General features: G+C 70.2%; 15 protein-coding genes. 8 read left to right on the top strand and 7 right to left on the bottom strand.

Annotated elements, in window-relative coordinates; genetic code table 11:
- Positions 1–55: 55 nt before the first annotated feature.
- The 4 genes from P2L57_RS06825 to P2L57_RS06810 all read left to right on the top strand — a co-directional run bounded on the left by P2L57_RS06825 (position 56) and on the right by P2L57_RS06810 (position 2,361).
- The gene (locus P2L57_RS06825) at positions 56–619 is read left to right on the top strand and encodes a TetR/AcrR family transcriptional regulator (protein WP_275809857.1); all 564 of its coding nucleotides are present in this window, start codon (positions 56–58) and stop codon (positions 617–619) included.
- Between the two features lie 25 nt (positions 620–644).
- Positions 645–1,232, top strand: a complete 588-nt coding sequence (locus P2L57_RS06820; RefSeq protein WP_275809854.1) for a DUF4865 family protein — start codon at positions 645–647, stop codon at positions 1,230–1,232.
- A gap of 186 nt (positions 1,233–1,418) precedes the next feature.
- On the top strand, positions 1,419–1,625 hold the full coding sequence (locus tag P2L57_RS06815; RefSeq protein WP_275809852.1) for a MarR family transcriptional regulator: 207 nt from the start codon (positions 1,419–1,421) through the stop codon (positions 1,623–1,625).
- Positions 1,626–1,761: 136 nt separating this feature from the next.
- Positions 1,762–2,361, top strand: a complete 600-nt coding sequence (locus tag P2L57_RS06810) for a TetR/AcrR family transcriptional regulator (RefSeq protein WP_275809849.1) — start codon at positions 1,762–1,764, stop codon at positions 2,359–2,361.
- Between the two features lie 32 nt (positions 2,362–2,393).
- On the opposite strand, the gene P2L57_RS06805 is transcribed toward P2L57_RS06810, so the two are convergent.
- Positions 2,394–3,158, bottom strand: a complete 765-nt coding sequence (locus P2L57_RS06805; RefSeq protein WP_275809846.1) for a DedA family protein — start codon at positions 3,156–3,158, stop codon at positions 2,394–2,396.
- Between the two features lie 401 nt (positions 3,159–3,559).
- Between P2L57_RS06805 and P2L57_RS06800 the strand changes: the two genes are divergently transcribed.
- Positions 3,560–3,793, top strand: a complete 234-nt coding sequence (locus P2L57_RS06800) for a heavy-metal-associated domain-containing protein (protein ID WP_275809843.1) — start codon at positions 3,560–3,562, stop codon at positions 3,791–3,793.
- 72 nt (positions 3,794–3,865) lie between these two features.
- On the opposite strand, the gene P2L57_RS06795 is transcribed toward P2L57_RS06800, so the two are convergent.
- The 3 genes from P2L57_RS06795 to recD2 all read right to left on the bottom strand — a co-directional run bounded on the left by P2L57_RS06795 (position 3,866) and on the right by recD2 (position 9,007).
- Positions 3,866–4,633, bottom strand: a complete 768-nt coding sequence (locus P2L57_RS06795; RefSeq protein ID WP_275809840.1) for an SDR family NAD(P)-dependent oxidoreductase — start codon at positions 4,631–4,633, stop codon at positions 3,866–3,868.
- A gap of 644 nt (positions 4,634–5,277) precedes the next feature.
- On the bottom strand, positions 5,278–6,567 hold the full coding sequence (locus P2L57_RS06790; protein ID WP_275809837.1) for a citrate synthase: 1,290 nt from the start codon (positions 6,565–6,567) through the stop codon (positions 5,278–5,280).
- 193 nt (positions 6,568–6,760) lie between these two features.
- A complete protein-coding gene (recD2, locus tag P2L57_RS06785; RefSeq protein ID WP_275809834.1) occupies positions 6,761–9,007 on the bottom strand; it encodes an SF1B family DNA helicase RecD2 in 2,247 nt (748 codons plus the stop codon).
- A gap of 119 nt (positions 9,008–9,126) precedes the next feature.
- Here recD2 and rbsK point away from each other — a divergent pair, with 119 nt between their 5' ends.
- Positions 9,127–10,041 (top strand): ribokinase, encoded by a 915-nt coding sequence (rbsK, locus tag P2L57_RS06780; RefSeq protein ID WP_275809831.1) that lies wholly within the window; start codon positions 9,127–9,129, stop codon positions 10,039–10,041.
- Positions 10,042–10,276: 235 nt separating this feature from the next.
- On the opposite strand, the gene P2L57_RS06775 is transcribed toward rbsK, so the two are convergent.
- The 3 genes from P2L57_RS06775 to P2L57_RS06765 are packed head-to-tail and all read right to left on the bottom strand — an operon-like array spanning position 10,277 to position 13,454.
- On the bottom strand, positions 10,277–11,155 hold the full coding sequence (locus P2L57_RS06775; RefSeq protein ID WP_372515625.1) for a sugar phosphate isomerase/epimerase family protein: 879 nt from the start codon (positions 11,153–11,155) through the stop codon (positions 10,277–10,279).
- Positions 11,152–12,306 (bottom strand): dihydrodipicolinate synthase family protein, encoded by a 1,155-nt coding sequence (locus P2L57_RS06770; protein ID WP_275809828.1) that lies wholly within the window; start codon positions 12,304–12,306, stop codon positions 11,152–11,154. Before P2L57_RS06770 ends, P2L57_RS06775 begins: the two co-directional genes overlap by 4 nt.
- Positions 12,303–13,454, bottom strand: a complete 1,152-nt coding sequence (locus tag P2L57_RS06765; protein WP_275809826.1) for a Gfo/Idh/MocA family protein — start codon at positions 13,452–13,454, stop codon at positions 12,303–12,305. Before P2L57_RS06765 ends, P2L57_RS06770 begins: the two co-directional genes overlap by 4 nt.
- 170 nt (positions 13,455–13,624) lie before the next feature.
- On the opposite strand from P2L57_RS06765, the gene P2L57_RS06760 reads away from it, so the two are divergent.
- On the top strand, positions 13,625–14,695 hold the full coding sequence (locus tag P2L57_RS06760; RefSeq protein ID WP_275809824.1) for a LacI family DNA-binding transcriptional regulator: 1,071 nt from the start codon (positions 13,625–13,627) through the stop codon (positions 14,693–14,695).
- 167 nt (positions 14,696–14,862) lie between these two features.
- Positions 14,863–15,795, top strand: coding sequence for a bifunctional helix-turn-helix transcriptional regulator/GNAT family N-acetyltransferase (locus P2L57_RS06755; RefSeq protein ID WP_275809822.1), 933 nt, complete (start codon positions 14,863–14,865; stop codon positions 15,793–15,795).
- Positions 15,796–15,842 lie beyond the last annotated feature (47 nt).

Genomic DNA, 15,842 nt, shown 5'->3' with positions numbered 1-15,842 from the left:
CTTGGGGGCGGCCGTTCGGCTGGAAATTGTAACTACTGGTATGTACAGTCACCTCATGGACACGGCGGACCGGTTGATCGAGAGCACCCGCGAGCTGCTCTGGGAGCGCGGCTACGTGGGCACCAGCCCGAAGGCGATCCTGCAGCGCGCCGGAGCGGGCCAGGGGAGCATGTACCACCACTTCAGCGGCAAGTCCGATCTCGCGCTGGCCGCCGTACGGCGGACCGTCGAGCAGATGCGGATGACGGCGGACGCCTTGCTGTCGGCGCCCGGCACCGCCCTGGAGCGGATCACCGGGTATCTGCGCCGCGAGCGCGATGTGCTGCGCGGCTGCCCGGTCGGGCGCCTGACCATGGACCCGGACATCATCGCCAGCCCCGAACTGCGCGCGCCGCTGGACGAGCTCTTCGACTGGCTGCGGCGGCGGCTCGCCGAGGTCGTCGCCGAAGGCCAGTCGCGCGGCGAGTTCAACGCGGCGCTGGACCCGGCGGCCACCGCCGCCACCATCGCGGCCACCTTGCAGGGCGGATACGTGCTGGCCCGCGCCGCGGACTCCGTCAGGCCCTTCGAACAGGCCGTCACCGGCGTGCTCGCGCTGCTCGCGTCAGCCAACCACTAGGCACACCAGGGGAGTTCGGACCGCCATGTACGCCATGCAGTACCAGATCACGCTGCCCGCCGACTACGACATGGGGATCATCAGGCACCGCGTCAAAACCCGGGGAGCAGCCCTTGACGCCTTCCCCGGCCTGGGGTTGAAGGCGTATCTGGTCCGTGAGCGGGAGGACGGCTCGCCGGTCAACCAGTACGCGCCCTTCTACCTGTGGCACTCCATCGACGCCATGAACCGGTTCCTGTGGGGCGGCGGCGGATTCCACGGCATCGTGAACGACTTCGGGCGGCCGGCGGTGGAGCACTGGACCGGTGTCGGCTACGAGCGTGGGCCCGCCTTCGCCAGCACCCCGCACGCCGCGACCCGCCACACCGAGCCCGTGCCGCCGCACCTCGGCCCCACCTCGCTCGTCGCCCGCGAACTCGACGCGCTACGAGAGCACGCGGCCGCCCCCGGAGTGCATTCCTCGGCACTCGCCATCGACCCCCGGCACTGGGAGTTGGTCCGCTTCACCCTCTGGGAGCACTCCGCGCCGCAGGCGGACGGTGACCTCCGTTACCAAGTACTGCACCTGAGCGCACCGCAGTCGACCGACCTGCCAACCGGCCGCCACTGGTAGCGGTGGCCGCACCCGGCCCTGACGGCATTTCTCACTCTCGACACGATTGTCACCATTGCGCCGGTTCTCCGTCACAGGTGGTCCACAGGGCCTGCCCGGTGGCGGGTGGTGTCGTTCTCCGGACACAGAGTGGCTGCTCAACAGCCACTGCCCGATGTGGCTCTGCCTCTGTGGGAGGTGCGAGAGATGCCGGACCGAACCCTGTGGTCGTACGCGGACATCGCCGCGCATATTCGTGTGCGCACCGACACCGTGCGCTCGTATCGCAAACACGGCCTGCTGCCGCCGCCGGACGTCGTGGAGTGCGGCAAGCCGTACTGGTATGCGGACACCATCCGACTGTGGACCTCCAGACGACCGGGCAACCGGTCACGAAGAAACCGAGATGGGTGAGCGTGGCGCAGGGCCACGCGGCACGGCGGCGTCAGGACTCTGGCGCCGCCGCCGCGTTGTACCCCCACAGAAAACTATACAAGCGTCTTACGCGTTCGTATAGGACGTGCGTCAGAATCAGGGCTACGATCGAGCCATGGGACATCGCGAAGATCTGCTGGAGGGCGCCAAGCGCTGCCTGCGGGAGAAGGGGTACGCGCGCACCACCGCACGCGACATCGTGGCGGCTTCGGGGACCAACCTGGCCTCCATCGGCTACCACTACGGCTCCAAGGAGGCGTTGCTGAACGCGGCGCTGATGCAGACGGTCGAGGAGTGGGGCGATGAACTGCGCACGGCGCTGGCGTCCGAAGTCGACCCCGGCGCGACGCCGGTCGAGCGCTTCGTCGCGATCTGGACCCGGATGATCGACTCCCTTGCCGAGCAACGGCCCATCTGGGCCGCCAGCTACGAGAGCTTCACGCAGATCGACCGGCTGCCCGAGGTGCGCGCGTTCCTCACCGAGGGGTTGCGGCAGGCGCGTTCGGGGATGGCCGCGCTGTTCCTGGGAGTTGAGGAGAGCGCGCTTGGCGAGGAGGAGCTGCGTACGGTCGGCTCGTTCTACTACGCGCTACTGAACGGCGTGATGGTGCAGTGGATGATCGATCCGGACAGCGCGCCTTCGGCACATGACCTGGCCGAGGCGCTGCGGGCGATCTCGGCACGGATGGGCGGCACCGAGGCCCCGACCGCTTGACGCCCAACGGCCATGCCCGGCCAGCGCGTTGATCAGCTGCGGGCGGCGTCCGGCGCCGGTCCCTCGAAGGCGGCCGATCCCTCGAACGCGGCCGGTCCCTCGATCGCGGGGGTGCGGGAGGGCGCCGGGTCATCGGTGTCGGCACCGATGACCAGTTCCGCCTGCGACGACATCCGGCTGTGGCGGCGGCGGGCGGCGAGCTGCACCAGGCCGCCCAACGTCGCGACGCCGAGCGAGACGCCCAGGCCGAGCCCCATCGCGTAGAGCGAGTTCCCGGTGGCCTCGCCACCGAGGTAGCCGATGCCGACGGAGTACGTGGCCCACAGGGCCTCCGCGACCGCGGCGCCGATCAGGAAGCGGCGCGAGGGGTACCGCACGATCCCGGCCGCCAGCCCGCCGATCACCCGGCCGCTCGGCAGGAATCGGCAGCCGATGACGAACGGGATCCCGTAGCGCTGTATCCGGCCCGCCGCCCACTCCAGCAGCTGCCCGCGCTTGCGACGGCGGTACAGCCGCGCCCGGACCCGGCCGCTCACGGCGCGGCCGGTGCGGTGGATGACCAGATCACCGGCGAGTGCGGAACCGGCGACCACCAGCAGGACCAGGGAGATGTTCAGCTGCCCGCTGGCGGCGAGGACGCCGCCGGTCACCAGCAGAGCGGAATTCGGCACCAGCGGCGGAGCCGTGGTCAGCGCCAACAGGACATAAGCCCACAGCATGTTGCCCGCCATGTGCTGTGACAGCGCGGACGTGAAGTCCAGCGAGTCCAGTGCCGACACAATCGATGAAACGCTCATCCCGCCGTCCCTCATTCCGGGTATCGGCCCCCGGCGTCGGCCCCGGTTCCTTGAACAGCCCCGCCCCGGGATGTAGCCCAGACCTATGACGACAGTGCCAGGCGGCTCAACGCCCGGGCAATCGCGTTCCGGTGAATCCAGCAGGTCTCCGGGGGAATCCATCCGCCAGTACGACAACACCTGCTCTGTACGGCGTAGGAGCGGGCGACCCGGCATCCACCCGCAGGAGGATCCATCAGCTGGCGTGGCGTCCTCCCCGCTGGCGCACCCAGCGCCCCGGTGACACACGGGAGCCCACCCACCCGACCGGCATACCCGCGGGGGGTATATGGTTCCGAAGGTACGGGAGTCGGCATACGTCTCCCCTGCGATACCGGACACGCATCCCCGGGAGGACGTCCATGACCGCCATCAACTCCGACACCGCCACTGTCGTCTACACCGTTTCCGGTATGAGCTGCGGCCACTGTGAGAAGGCGATCAGCGGTGAACTCTCCGCGCTGCCCGGCGTCACCGCCGTCGAAGCCGACGCCAAGACCGGACAGGTCTCGGTGACCGCCACCGCACCGCTGGACGACGAGGCCGTACGCGGCGCGGTCGACGAGGCGGGATACGAACTCACCGGCCGCGCCTGACGCACCGGCCACCGGGCCCGGGACCGCACGCAGGTCCGGGGCCCTCCGTATGCGCCACGCCAGCCAGCGGCGTCAACGACCGAGCAGCTCGCCGCCGTTGCACTGGAGGATCTCGCCGGCGATGAACCCGGCGTCCGGAGAGGCCAGGAACACCACCGCGGCCGCGACATCGGTCGGCCGACCGACCCGACCGACCAGTGTCCGCCCGGCCCGCCGGGTCAGCTCCGCTTCGTTGAGCCGCGCACCGAAGAACTCGGTGCCCGCGACCGTACCCGGCGCCACGATGTTGCAGGTCACGCCCTGCGGGCCGAGCTGGGCGGCCAGCGAATGGTTCCAGGCGTGCAGCGCGGCCTTTGACGCGCCGTACGAACCGCCACCGCGCAGCGCCGCGAGCGAGGTCACGGTGATCACCCTGCCGCGCTCCGGGGTGAGCCGGTCCCGTACCGACTCGGTGAGCAGCACGGCGGTCAGTACGTTGCGTTCGAAGTCACCGCGCCAGCGGGCCAGTACCGCGTGCGGCCCGGCGCCCGCCGGGACCTCGCGGCTGCCCGCGTTGTTGACCAGGACGTCGATGCGGTCCGGCAGCCGCCCCAGCGCCGCCTCCACATCGTCCGGGTCGGCCAGATCGCAGGCGAGGGGGGTGACGGTACGGCCGTACTCGGCGGAGAGCGCGTCCGCGGTGGACCGCAGCACCTCACGGCGCCGCCCGACGATCACCACATCGTCACCGGCCCCGGCGAACCGCGCGGCCACCGCCCGCCCGATGCCCGTACCACCGCCGGTGACCACGACGGTCCTGGGCGCCCCGCCCGCCATACCGTCCGTCTCGTTCCGCACCATTTCGTTCCGCCCGCCCCAACACCCGCTGCTGACTGGGCGTTTAACGCTACGCGATGGCCAACCGGGCTTCGGCGCAGGGGGCGGTGTCGACAAACGTCGTGCATCTGGCGTAGCCCGTGCCTATTTGCCCCCGAGTACCGCGACGATCAGGGGAGACCTAGATCACACTCATGGCAACGTAACCATGGAGGGGGGTCGTTGGTCTAACCGATCGATCACCGGGCTCCCGGCGGACTCGGTGACGATGTGGGGCAGGCCGTCTTGGGGGACGGCAGGCCCGCGTGGCCGGGGCGAAGCCCGGAGAGCTTGAGCGGCCCTCCCGGACTGTTTCGTCCCGGCATGGCGCATCACGCTCGGCGCTCATCCGAACGCCCGGTACGGACCCGTGGGGGGATCCGCTTCCGGGACCCAGAGCGCCCCGCGCCGGACCCGTGGGGGGATCCGGCGCGGGGCGCTCGCTCTGCGCATTTTGTGTTCGCTCGTCGCCGGGCTGCCTTTATGTGTTCGCTGGTAAGCGAGCCGCAGTGACATCAGCGGCTTCCGGCCCCGGAGCGCGCCGCTGCCGGAAGCGACGAGGAGCAGGGATCGCGGCGACCGCTCGACGAGGAGTGTCCGCAGCGCCCGCGGCCGAGGCCGCTGGTGGCTTAGCGGGCTTCGACCGGCACGTAGTCGCGAAGTTCGATGCCGGTGTAGATCTGGCGGGGGCGGCCGATGCGGGAGCCCGGCTCCTTGATCATCTCGTGCCACTGGGCGATCCAGCCGGGGAGGCGGCCGAGCGCGAACAGGACGGTGAACATCTCGGTGGGGAAGCCCATTGCCCGGTAGATCAGACCGGTGTAGAAGTCCACGTTCGGGTAGAGCTTGCGGCTCACGAAGTAGTCATCGCTAAGGGCGTGCTCTTCTAGCTTGAGGGCGATGTCGAGCAGTTCGTCGGACTTGCCGAGGGCGGAGAGCACATCGTGCGCCGCCGCCTTGATGATCCTGGCCCGCGGGTCGAAGTTCTTGTAGACACGGTGTCCGAAGCCCATGAGCTTGACACCGTCCTCCTTGTTCTTCACCTTGCGGATGAAGGAGTCGACGTCGCCGCCGTTGGCCTGGATGCTCTCCAGCATCTCCAGCACCGACTGGTTGGCACCGCCGTGCAGCGGACCCCACAGCGCGTTGATACCGGCGGAGATCGAGGCGAACATGTTGGCCTGCGAGGAGCCGACCAGGCGGACCGTGGAGGTCGAGCAGTTCTGCTCGTGGTCCGCGTGCAGGATCAGCAGCTTGTCCAGGGCGTTCACCACGACCGGGTCGAGCTCGTACTCCTGCGCCGGGACCGCGAAGGTCATCCGAAGGAAGTTCTCGACATAGCCAAGGTCGTTACGCGGGTAGACGAACGGCTGACCCACCGACTTCTTGTAGGCGTAGGCCGCGATCGTCGGCAGCTTGGCGAGCAACCGGATCGTCGACAGGTTGCGCTGCGTCTCGTCGAACGGGTTGTGGCTGTCCTGATAGAACGTCGACAGCGCGCTCACCACGGAGGAGAGCATCGCCATCGGGTGCGCGTCACGCGGGAAGCCGTCGTAGAACCGTTTGACGTCCTCGTGCAGCAGGGTGTGCTGGGTGATCTCGCCCTTGAAGGAGCTGAGCTCGTCAACGGTCGGAAGCTCACCGTTGATCAACAGGTACGCGGTCTCCAGGAACGTGCCGCGCTCGGCGATCTGCTCGATGGGGTAGCCGCGGTAGCGCAGGATCCCCTGCTCGCCGTCGAGGTACGTAATCGCGGACTTGTAGGCCGCGGTGTTCCCGTAACCGCTGTCCAGGGTGACCAGCCCGGTCTGGGCCCGCAGCTTGCCGATGTCGAAGCCCTTGTCACCAACGGTGCTCTCGACCACCGGGTAGCTGTACTCGCCGTCCCCGTACCGCAGTACTACAGAGTTGTCGCTCACGTCATCCCTCACCGACGTTGTGCCTCTTCTTCGAGGTGCCCTGACTGCTAATACCTTCCCCCATTTGCCACACATACGTGCACCCGGGGTCAGCCAGACGCCAAAAGGTGGCACGCAGTGCCTATCTTCCTCCTCTTGGAACCCCTTCAACACCCAGGATCACTCCGTCGAGCCGGGGTGTCCTGCTGCCCGGTCAGCCCTCTCGGAGGGCGCCCATCAGCCGGTGGTCAAGGGCGGTACAACGACGGCCTGCGGAAACGGTACGAACCGCCTGTCCTATGGCCTTACGGGACCCCACCAGCACCACAAGGCGCTTTGCCCTGGTAACCGCGGTATAGAGCAGATTGCGCTGCAACATCATCCACGCGCCCGTGGTGACGGGGATCACCACGGCCGGATACTCACTGCCCTGTGAGCGATGGATGGTCACGGCATAGGCATGGGCCAACTCATCGAGCTCGTCGAAGTCGTACCCGACCTCCTCGTCCTCGTCGGTGCGCACCACAAGCCGCTGCTCCTCCGTACTGAGCGCGGTCACCACACCCACCGTGCCGTTGAAGACGCCGTTGGCCCCCTTCTCGTAGTTGTTCCGGATCTGGGTGACCTTGTCGCCGACCCGGAAGACCCGGCCGCCGAAACGGCGCTCCGGCAGATCGGGGCGGGCCGGGGTGATCGCCTGCTGAAGCAGCCCGTTGAGCGCGCCGGCGCCCGCGGGCCCGCGGTGCATCGGGGCCAGCACCTGCACATCGCGGCGTGGATCGAGCCCGAACTTCGCCGGGATGCGCCGGGCCGCCACGTCCACGGTGAGCCGCCCGGCCTCCTCGGTGTCGTCCTCGGCGAACAGGAAGAAGTCGGCGAGCCCCTGGGTGATCGGCGGCACACCGGAGTTGATCCGGTGTGCGTTGGAGACCACACCGGACTGCTGCGCCTGCCGGAAGATCCGGGTCAGCCGCACCGCGGGAATCGGGCTGCCCTCGGCCAGCAGATCCCGTAGCACCTCGCCCGCGCCGACGCTGGGCAGCTGGTCCACATCGCCCACGAACAGCAGATGGGCACCCGGCGGCACTGCTTTGACCAGCTTGTTCGCCAAGATCAGATCAAGCATGGAGGCCTCGTCGACCACCACCAGATCCGCGTCGAGCGGCCGGTCCCGGTCATACGCCGCGTCGCCGCCGGGTCTCAACTCCAGCAGGCGGTGCACGGTGGACGCCTCGGCGCCGGTCAGCTCGGCGAGCCGCTTGGCCGCACGGCCGGTGGGCGCGGCGAGCAGCACCTTGGCCTGCTTGGCGCGGGCGAGCGTCACCACCGACTTCACCGTGAACGACTTGCCGCAGCCGGGGCCACCGGTCAGCACCGCCACCTTCTCGGTGAGCGCCAACCGCACCGCCTGCTCCTGCTCGGGGGCCAGATCCGCGCCCGTTCTGTCCTTGAGCCAGGCCAGCGCCTTGTCCCAGGCCACGTCGCGGAAGGCGGGCATCCGGTCCTCCGAGCCACGCAGCAGCCGCAGCAGCTGACCGGCGAGCGAGATCTCGGCGCGATGGAACGGCACCAGATAGACCGCCGCGAGCGGATCCCCTCCCTGCGGATCGGGTACCCGCTCGCGTACCACGCCCTCCTCCGCGACCAGCTCCCCCAGGCAGTCGATGACCAGCCCGGTGTCCACCTGGAGCAGCTTCACGGCGTCGGCGATCAACCGCTCCTCGGGCAGGAAGCAGTTGCCGTTGTCGGTGGCCTGCGACAGGGCGTACTGCAACCCGGCCTTGGCCCGGTCCGGACTGTCGTGCGGGATGCCCACGGCCTGCGCGATCTTGTCGGCGGTGAGGAAGCCGATGCCCCACACATCGGCTGCCAGCCGGTACGGCTGGTTCCGGACCACGGAGATCGAGGCGTCGCCGTACTCCTTGTAGATGCGCACCGCGATGGAGGTGGAGACGCCGACGCCCTGGAGGAAGACCATCACCTCCTTGATCGCCTTCTGCTCCTCCCACGCCGCCGCGATCTTCTTGGTGCGTTTCGGGCCCAGCCCCGGAACCTCGATGAGCCGCTTCGGCTCCTGCTCGATCACATCCAGCGTGTCGGTGCCGAAGTGCTCGACGATGCGCTCGGCGATCCTCGGGCCGACGCCCTTGATCAGGCCTGAGCCGAGGTACCGCCGGATTCCCTGGATGGTGGCGGGCAGGACGGTGGTGTAGTTCTCAACGGTGAACTGCTTGCCGTACTGCGGATGAGAGCCCCAACGCCCTTCCATCCGCAGCGACTCCCCCGGCTGCGCCCCCAGCAGCGCCCCGACGACGGTCAGCAGGTCACCCGCGCCCCGGCCGGTGTCGACCCGGGCCACGGTGTAGCCGTTCTCCTCGTTCGCGTAGGTGATCCGCTCCAGCACGCCCTCAAGGACGGTCAACCGGAACCCTCCTGCGGCGGCATTCTGTCCAGCCCCCATCGACCCGCCCTCCCTCCGTGGCGACGAACTGATACGACGTTACCGTCGGCCGCCGACAGCCCGGCCGGCCTGTGGACAACCGATCGCGGATGCCTGTGGACAACGTGAGGAGCTCAAGGATGCACGGCTACGATCTGCTGGTCGTCGGGTCGGCCAACGCCGACCTGGTGGTCGCCGTCGATCGCCGACCAGCGGCCGGGGAGACCGTACTCGGCTCCGACCTGGCCACCCACCCGGGCGGCAAGGGCGCCAACCAGGCCGTCGCCGCCGCCCGGCTGGGCGCCACCACGGGTCTGCTCGCGCGGGTCGGCGACGACCCGTACGGCCGCCTGCTGCTGGACACCCAGCGCGCCTCGGGGGTCGACACCTCCGGCGTCCTCGTCGGAGGCGCGCCCACCGGTGTCGCGCTGATCACGGTGGATCCCTCCGGCGACAACAGCATCGTGGTCTCCCCCGGCGCCAACGCACGTCTGACGCCCGACGACCTGCGGGCGGCCGGAGAGTTGCTGGCGGCGGCCCGGGTGGTCTCGCTGCAGTTGGAAATCCCGCTGGACACCGTGGCGGAAGCGGTCGCCACGGCGAGGCGGGCCGGTACCAGGGTCGTGCTCAACCCGTCCCCGCCCGCCCCGCTGCCCGTCGACACGCTCGCCGCCTGCGACCTGCTGGTGGTCAACGAGCACGAGGCACGGTTCCTGCTGCGCGATGACCCGGCGGCCGCGGAAGGCACTCCGGAGGCCTGGGCCAAGGCGCTGCTGACCCGCGGGCCCCGCTCGGTGGTGGTGACGCTGGGCGCGGCGGGCGCCCTGGCCGCACAGGGCGACGGCACCGCCGTCCGCATTCCGAGCCCTCGGGTGCGGGCCGTGGACACCACGGGCGCCGGCGACGCCTTCACCGGCGCGCTGGCCTGGCGGTTGGGAGCCGGGGACGACCTGGCGGAGGCGGTGCGGTTCGCCGTGAAGGTCGGCGCGGCCGCGGTCACGCGCCCCGGGGCCCAGGAGTCGTACCCCACGGCAGCGGAGGTGGCGGCGCTGTAGCGGGGTGGCTCCCCCAGTCCCGCGGTAGGGGTGCGGCCCGATGGCAGAAGACCCGGCCCTGAAGGCAAAAGGGGCCCGGCCTCGGCCGGACCCCTCCGCGTTCCCCCCTCATCGGCTCCCCGAAGCCCCCCTCGGGAACCTGACGACGTATAGGACACCCCACGTAGCCGGATGGTTGCACGGCGAGACGGAGAAACTTTCCGTGGCGTCCGCGGCGCCCGGCGATTCCGCGCGGCTATCGCACATGTTCGCGATAGCGTCCGGCGATCTCCGCCAGCACCTCCGCGCCCGGGCGCTCCCACAGCGTCTGGTTGAAGATCTCGATCTCCACGGGACCGCGGTAGCCGGCCGCGTCGACGCGCTCGCGGAAGCCACGCAGATCGACACAGCCGTCACCGAGCTGACCACGGCCGAGCAGGCAGCCCTCGGGCAACGGTGTGACCCAGTCGGCGAGTTGGAAGGCCGCGATCCGGTCGGCCGCACCCGCGCGGACCAGCTGTGCGGGCACCTGGTCGTCCCACCACAGGTGGTACGCGTCCACCACCACGCCCACCTGCTCCGCCGGGAAGTGCTCCGCGAGGTCCAGCGCCTGGGCGAGCGTTGACACCACGCAGCGGTCGGCGGCGAACATCGGGTGCAGCGGTTCGACGGCCAGTCGTACGTCCCGCTCGGCCGCGTACGGCGCGAGCTGTGCCAGCGCGTCGGCGACCCGTTCACGGGCTCCGGCCAGGTCCTTGCTGCCGGCCGGGAGGCCACCGCAGACCAGGGCGAGGGTGCGGGTGCCCAGCGTGGCCGCCTCGTCGATCGCCGCCCGGTTGTCGTCGAGCGCGGCGGCCCGCTGTCGCGGATCAGGGGTGGTGAAGAAGCCGCCCCGGCACAGCGAGGTGATCGTCAGGCCCGCGTCCCGTACCGCCTTCGCGGTGCGTTCGACGCCGAAGCCCTGCACCGGGGCACGCCACAGCCCGACCCCGGGGATGCCGAGCGCACGGCAACCGCGCAGCAGCTCCGGGATGGACAACTGCCGGACGGTCTGCTGGTTGATGCTCAACCGGGCGAGGTCCCCCGCGTCGAAGCCCGCCGGACCGTGCGCGCCCACCCGATTGTCAGTGGTCACTGGGAGACTCCATGTACGGCGAGAAGGGAGGCCATGCGGAAGGCCGCGAGGTCTGGATCGGGGAACAGGCCTAGCCGGTCGGCGAGTTCGTAGGCGCGGGCGAGGTGGGGGAGGGAGCGGGCGGACTGCAGTCCGCCGATCATGGTGAAGTGCGACTGGTGGCCGTAGAGCCAGGCGAGGAAGACCACTCCCGTCTTGTAGAAACGGGTCGGGGTGCGGAAGAGGTGCCGGGAGAGCTCGACGGTCGGTTCGAGCAGGGACCGGAACTCCTTGGTGTCCCCCGTGTCGAGGATGCGTACGGCCTCGGCGGCGACCGGTGCGAGCGGGTCGAAGATGCCCAACAGGGCGTGGCTGAAGCCCTGTTCGTCACCTTCGATCAGTTCGGGGTAGTGGAAGTCGTCGCCGGTGTAGCAGCGCACGCCGTCCGGCAGGCGGCGGCGCAGCTCGATCTCGCGGTGTGCGTCGAGGAGGGAGACCTTGACGCCGTCGACCTTGCCGGGGTGTGCCGTGATCACGGCCAGCAGGGTCTCGGTCGCCGTGTCGAGGTCCGTGCTGCCCCAGTAGCCGGTCAGCTCGGGGTCGAACATCGGGCCGAGCCAGTGCAGGATCACGGGTCCGGCGCACTGGCGCAGCAGCTGCCCGTAGGTCTCCAGATAGTCCTCGGGTCCGCGGGCGAGCGCGGTGAGGGCCCGGGAGGCCATCAGGACCGGCTGCGCGCCGCAGTCCTCGGCGACGGCGAGTTGTTCCGTGTAAGCGGCCGTCACGGCGGCCAACGAACGGGCGGGGGTGATGAGTTGGTCGGTGCCGACGCCTGCGGCGATCCGGCCGCCGCAGGATTTCGCTTCGGCGGCGGAGCGGCGGATCAACTCGGCCGCGCCCGGCCAGTCCAGGCCCATGCCGCGCTGCGCCGTGTCCATCGCCTCGGCCACCGCGAGGCCATGGGCCCACAGATGGCGCCGGAAGGCGAGGGTGGCGTCCCAGTCGACGGCGGCGGCCGCGTCCGCGGCGGTGCGGTACGGATCGGCGACGACATGGGCGGCCGCGAAGACCGCACGGCTGCGCGGGGCGGGGCCGGGCCCGTGCCCGGCGGATCGCGCACGCCCGGGTTCGTACGGGCGCAACTCGCCGTGCTCGTCCGGCAGTCGGATCACAGTGACAGCTCCGGCACGTCGAGCCGGCGGCCTTCGGCTGAGGAGCGCAGGCCGAGTTCGGCGAGTTGGACGCCGCGGGCGCCGGCCAGCAGGTCCCAGCGCCATGGTTCGTCGAGCGCCACATGGCGGAGGAACAGTTCCCACTGCGCCTTGAAGCCGTTGTCGAATCCGTCGTTGTCCGGGACGTCCTGCCACTGCTCCCGGAAGGGCTCGGTGGCGGGCAGGTCGGGGTTCCACACCGGTTTGGGGGTGGTGCCGCGGTGCTGTACACGGCAGTTGCGCAAGCCCGCGACAGCGGAGCCGTGTACGCCGTCGACCTGGAACTCGACGAGTTCGTCGCGGTGGACGCGCACCGCCCAGGAGGAGTTGATCTGTGCCACGGCACCGCCTTCCAGCTGGAAGATGCCGTACGCCGCGTCGTCGGCGGTCGCCGTGAACGGTTTGCCGTGCTCGTCCCAGCGCCGGGGAAGGTGGGTGGTGGCGAGTGCCTGCACCGAGGTGACCCGTCCGAAGAGTTCATGGAGCACGTACTCCCAGTGCGGAAACATGTCGATGGTGATTCCGCCGCCGTCCTCGGCACGGTAGTTCCACGACGGGCGCTGGGCGGACTGCCAGTCGCCCTCGAACACCCAGTAGCCGAACTCGCCGCGCACGGAGAGGACCGGGCCGAAGAACCCGCCGTCGATCAGCCGCTTGAGCTTGCGCAGGCCGGGCAGGAAGATCTTGTCCTGGACGACCCCGGTCTTGATCCCGGCGTCCTGTGCCGACCGGGCGAGTTCCAGGGCGGTTTGCAGGCTGGCCGCGGTCGGCTTCTCGCAGTACAGGTGCTTGCCGGCGGCGATGGCCTTGCGCAGCGCGGCGGCGCGGGCGGCGGTCACCTGGGCGTCGAAGTAGATCTCGACCGACGGGTCGGCGAGGACCGCGTCCAGGTCCGTGGTCCAGTGCTCCAGCCCGTGCCGGTCGGCGATGGCCTTCACGGCGTGCTCGCGGCGGCCGACCAGGACCGGTTCCGGCCACAGTGTGGTGCCGTCGCCGAGTTCCAGACCGCCTTGTTCGCGGATCGCGAGGATGGAGCGGGCAAGATGCTGTCGGTAGCCCATGCGTCCGGTGACACCGTTCATGGCGATCCGTACGGTCCTGCGCGTCATGGGAAGTCCTCTCCACCGGGAGACACCACATAGCAAGCGCTTACCACGCGCCGAAGCTACCCTCCGCCACAACCCCCTTCAAGGGGCCGGGCCGTGCACCGCCTCCAACGGTGAGACCATGTCGCCGAACAGGGCAACCCCTCAGTGGCGCTGGTGAAGGCGGAGGATCGATGACCGTGACCTTGGCCGATGTGGCGGCGCGGGCGGGGGTTTCGTCGGCCACCGTCTCCCGTGTGCTGAACGGCAACTACCCCGTCGCGGGCAGTACCCGCGAACGTGTGCTGCGCGCCGTCGAGGAGTTGGAGTACGTGGTCAACGGGCAGGCCCGGGGGCTTGCCGCCGCCACCTCCGATCTGGTCGGAGTGCTCGTCAACGACATCGCCGACCCGTTCTTCGGCATCCTGGCGAGCGCCGCACAGACCGAGATAGCCCGCGGGCCGCGGGAAGGCGTCGCGGCGGGCGGCGGCAAGCTCGCCGTCGTCTGCAACACCGGCGGCTGCCCCGAGGCCGAACTCACCTATCTCACACTGCTCCAGCGGCAGCGGGCCGCCGGAGTGATCCTCACCGGAGGCACCGCCGAGCGAACCGGGCACACCCGGGCCGTCACCGCGAAACTCGCCCGGCTGACAGCCGACGGCACCCGCGTCGTGCTCTGCGGGCGGCCCCCGCTGACGGTGGACGGCGGCGCCACCACGACCACCCTTGCCTTCGACAACCGGGGCGGCGCGCAGCGGCTCACCGAGCATCTGCTGTCTCTGGGCCACCGTCACATCGGCTACATCACCGGCCCCGACGACCGCACCACCACCCGGCATCGTCTGGAAGGCCATGGTGCCGCGCTGACCGCCCACGGCCTGACCGCCGACGCGGCGCGGCTCACGGCGGGCGGCGACTACGACCGCCGCGCCGGTTATGCGGCGGCACGCGAACTGCTGGACCGCGCACCCGAGTTGACGGCCATAGTCGCCGCGAACGACACCGCCGCGCTGGGCGTCTGCGCGGCACTACGCGAGCGGGGGCTGCGGGTCCCGCAGGACGTCTCGGTGGCGGGCTTCGACGATCTCCCCTTCAGCGCCGACGCGGCACCTGCCCTCACCACGGTCCGGCTCCCCCTGCACGAGGCGGGCGCATGGGCCGGCCGCCTGGTGATGGACCGGGAGAGCGCTCCACCCGGCGGGGTCGCCACGGTGGCCGCGGAACTGGTCCCGCGCGCGTCAACGGCCGCACCCGGAGCGTCCTGAGCGGCCTTCGAGTCCAGGACCTCACACACCACGCCCCAGCCGCCACGGCCGCTCCAGCGGGCAGCGAACCAGCCGCAACCCGACGAGGATCCACTGAACAGGCCCTACCCTTGTCAGTGACAAGTGATTACGCAAGCTTTCTCCGTCAGTCCCGCCGAGGAGGCCGTATGAACGACACCGCGTCACTCGCCCCGACGATCGACGCAGTACGGACTTTCAACCGCTTCTACACCAGCCTGATCGGCGCACTGGACTACGAGGGCCGCCTTGGGACGCCGTACTCGCTGACCGAGGCGCGGGTGCTGTACGAGCTGCACCAGACGGCCGACCTGCCGGTGCCCCGGCTGCGGCACACCGTCCGGGCGGACGCGGCCCATCTGAGCCGGGTGCTCACGCGGTTGGAGAAGGCCGGACTCATCACCCGTGAGCCGCTCGCCGCGGACCGCCGGGTGCAGGTGGCCCGGCTCACCGACAGCGGGCGCGCGGCCGCCGCGCTGCTGGACGAACGGTCCCAGCACGCGGTCACCGATCTCGTCGGCCGGTTGGGCGCCGGGCAGCGGCACCGGCTCGGCGAGGCGCTGCACACGGTGACGGCCATCCTCACCCGCCCCCGGCTCGGGGTCATCGCGTTGCGCCGCCCCGCGCCGGGCGACCTCGGATGGGTGATCCAGCGCAACGCCGCGATCTACGCGGAGCAGTTCGGCTGGAACGAGGAGTACGAGGCGCTGGTGGCCCGGATCGTCGCGGACTTCGCGGCGGAGCACGATCCGGCGCAGGAGGCCGCGTTGATAGCCCAGTTCGAGGGCGAGCCGGTCGGATGTGTCTTCTGTGTCCGCGACACCGCGCCCGGCACCGCCCGGTTGCGGTTGTTGCTGGTCGAGCCGAGCGCACGCGGCCACGGCATCGGCGAGCGCCTGGTGCGGGAGTGCGTTGACTTCGCGCGGAGCGCCGGATACCGGGAACTGGTGCTGTGGACCAACGACGTGCTGGTCGCGGCGCGGAGGATCTACCAGCGGGCGGGGTTCGAACTCGTCGCCGAGAAGCCGCACCACAGCTTCGGCCAGGATCTGGTCGGCCAGGACTGGCGGCTGGTGCTCTGAGACCGCCGCGCTTCGCGCGTCCGTGACACGGCCGTGACCGCGCACTA

Origin of the sequence: Streptantibioticus ferralitis (assembly GCF_029223525.1) — a bacterium.
Taxonomy (GTDB): Bacteria; Actinomycetota; Actinomycetes; order Streptomycetales; family Streptomycetaceae; genus Streptantibioticus_A; species Streptantibioticus_A ferralitis.
Note: the sequence above shows the minus strand (reverse complement) of the source record. Positions and strands in the feature narration are given on the sequence as shown.

Bases quoted from the DNA above. Each gene is read 5' to 3' on its own strand.
- P2L57_RS06825 (WP_275809857.1), top strand. From the start codon at position 56: ATGGACACGGCGGACCGGTTGATCGAGAGCACCCGCGAGCTGCTCTGG.
- P2L57_RS06820 (WP_275809854.1), top strand. From the start codon at position 645: ATGTACGCCATGCAGTACCAGATCACGCTGCCCGCCGACTACGACATG.
- P2L57_RS06815 (WP_275809852.1), top strand. From the start codon at position 1,419: ATGCCGGACCGAACCCTGTGGTCGTACGCGGACATCGCCGCGCATATT.
- P2L57_RS06810 (WP_275809849.1), top strand. From the start codon at position 1,762: ATGGGACATCGCGAAGATCTGCTGGAGGGCGCCAAGCGCTGCCTGCGG.
- P2L57_RS06805 (WP_275809846.1), bottom strand. From the start codon at position 3,158: ATGAGCGTTTCATCGATTGTGTCGGCACTGGACTCGCTGGACTTCACG.
- P2L57_RS06800 (WP_275809843.1), top strand. From the start codon at position 3,560: ATGACCGCCATCAACTCCGACACCGCCACTGTCGTCTACACCGTTTCC.
- P2L57_RS06795 (WP_275809840.1), bottom strand. From the start codon at position 4,633: ATGGTGCGGAACGAGACGGACGGTATGGCGGGCGGGGCGCCCAGGACC.
- recD2 (WP_275809834.1), bottom strand. From the start codon at position 9,007: ATGGGGGCTGGACAGAATGCCGCCGCAGGAGGGTTCCGGTTGACCGTC.
- rbsK (WP_275809831.1), top strand. From the start codon at position 9,127: ATGCACGGCTACGATCTGCTGGTCGTCGGGTCGGCCAACGCCGACCTG.
- P2L57_RS06765 (WP_275809826.1), bottom strand. From the start codon at position 13,454: ATGACGCGCAGGACCGTACGGATCGCCATGAACGGTGTCACCGGACGC.
- P2L57_RS06760 (WP_275809824.1), top strand. From the start codon at position 13,625: ATGACCGTGACCTTGGCCGATGTGGCGGCGCGGGCGGGGGTTTCGTCG.
- P2L57_RS06755 (WP_275809822.1), top strand. From the start codon at position 14,863: ATGAACGACACCGCGTCACTCGCCCCGACGATCGACGCAGTACGGACT.